Source organism: Cognatilysobacter lacus (genome assembly GCF_008274655.1).
GTDB lineage: Bacteria > Pseudomonadota > Gammaproteobacteria > Xanthomonadales > Xanthomonadaceae > Cognatilysobacter > Cognatilysobacter lacus.
In genome coordinates this window covers 1-1,791 of the sequence record NZ_VTRV01000257.1, presented here as the reverse complement: position 1 = coordinate 1,791, position 1,791 = coordinate 1, and the positions used below count along the sequence as shown (strand labels likewise).

Here is a 1,791-nt window from a genome sequence, read left to right as displayed (position 1 = left end):
CGCGCGTGAGCAGCGGGCCGGTGTAGCGCGACACGGGATTACGCGGGGCGGTCGGGCGCGGGCGGCGCGCTGGCGTCGGTCGCGTCCGGTGCCTTGTCTCCGCGTGCGTCGCGCTTGCGGGCGGCCTTTTCGTCTTTCTGCTTCTTCTTCGCGATCTCGCGCTGGCGCTTTTCGAACGAGTAATTGGGCTTGGCCAAGTAGGCGGCTTCCTGAGGTGGGTGACGAAGGATGGACCAACCGGTCCGAAGAGCTTGCGAACGCCAGCAGGGCGGCCCGGGGCGCGGGAACGCGATGCTAGAGTCGACGGGCCCTCGCAGAACCGGAACCGTCGACATGATCCTCGCACCGTATCCCATTGGCACCGCCGGCCGCCCGTGGGGCGAAGCGGAGATCGCGCAATGGCGGGCGGGGCAGCGACGCAGGCGGAGCTACGCGGACGACGTCCTGCGCGCGATCGACGGCCTTCGGGGCCGGTTCGACGTCGAGCAATACGGCGAGCTCGATTATGACGGCGAATCCTTCCCACTGCTCGCGATCCGCAACCGCGAGCGCTCCGACGCGCTGCCGGTCGCGCTGGTGACCGGTGGCGTGCATGGCTACGAGACCAGCGGCGTGCACGGCGCGCTGCAGTTCGTCGATCGGCACATGGCCGATTACGCCGGGCGCCTGGACGTGGTGGTCGTACCCTGTGTCAGCCCGTGGGCGTACGAGCGGATCCATCGCTGGAACGCGCTCGCGCTGGACCCGAACCGTTCGTTCCGCGCCGGCACCCCGGCGCCGGAGTCCGCCGCGCTGCTACGCCTCGTGGCGCCCCTGCGCGGGCGCGTGCTGGTGCATGTCGACCTGCACGAGACCACCGACAGCGACGAGACCGAGTTCCGCCCGGCGCTCGCCGCGCGCGATGGCAAGGAGTACGCACCCGACGCGATTCCGGACGGCTTCTATCTCGTCGACGACACCACCAACCCGCAGCCGGACTTCCAGCGCGCGATCATCGAAGCCGTGGCGAAGGTCACGCATATCGCCCCCGCGGATCCGCAGGGATGCATCATCGGCTCGCCGCTGGTGTCGCCCGGCGTAATCGAGTACGCGTTCGTCGAGCTGGGCCTGTGCGCGGGCATCAGCGGCGCGAAATACACCACGACGACCGAGGTCTATCCCGACAGCCCGCGCGCGACGCCGCAGCAGTGCAACGACGCACAGGCGGCCGCCGTGCGCGCGGCTTTCGATTACGCGCTCGCGCACCGCGACGACTGATCGCGGCGAGCGGCAGGCGCGTTGCGGGTTCCGATCGCCTAGCGGACCGGGATCATGAGGTGCTGGTACGGCGTACCGGCCCACATGACGTAGGGCACCGAGGTGTCCGGCGAGGCGCCGCGCGGGTAGGGCGCGTAAAAGGCGTCGTCGGCACCGACGATCATCACGTGCGGGCCGGTCTTGACCCAGTGGTTGGCTGCCGTCGGGCCCTTCGCGTACGGGTCGGTGTTGCTCGCATCGGTACCGCCTTCGAGCATGTACACGAGGCCGACGCGCCCCGCCGGCGGTGTCGTGTGCGTCATCAGCGCATGCGCCCAGGCCGTCGCGCCCGCATCCATGCACATCGGATCCGGCCCCGGCGTGGTGGGGTTGTCGGGCATGCAGGTGAAACCGCTGCCGGGACGCACTGTGCGCATGCTGCCGTCCTTTTCGGCGACGACGACGGCCGCGGTATCCCCGACCTTCTTCGGGGCCGCGGAAAGCGCGCTGCGGATCAGGGCCGGGTCGGCGCGGCGGGCGGGCGCTGGCGCCGGC

At 70.5% G+C, this 1,791-nt stretch carries 3 protein-coding genes; 1 reads left to right on the top strand and 2 read right to left on the bottom strand.

Going from position 1 to position 1,791, the window contains the following annotated elements:
• Positions 1–38: 38 nt before the first annotated feature.
• Positions 39–197, bottom strand: coding sequence for a hypothetical protein (locus tag FW784_RS14535; protein ID WP_187770840.1), 159 nt, complete (start codon positions 195–197; stop codon positions 39–41).
• A gap of 136 nt (positions 198–333) precedes the next feature.
• Here FW784_RS14535 and FW784_RS13885 point away from each other — a divergent pair, with 136 nt between their 5' ends.
• Positions 334–1,257, top strand: coding sequence for a M14 family metallopeptidase (locus FW784_RS13885; RefSeq protein ID WP_149353915.1), 924 nt, complete (start codon positions 334–336; stop codon positions 1,255–1,257).
• Between the two features lie 38 nt (positions 1,258–1,295).
• Here the strand turns inward: FW784_RS13885 and FW784_RS13880 are convergent.
• Positions 1,296–1,791, bottom strand: a 496-nt coding sequence (locus tag FW784_RS13880) for a hypothetical protein (protein WP_149353914.1), incomplete at its 5' end; no start/stop codon positions are given.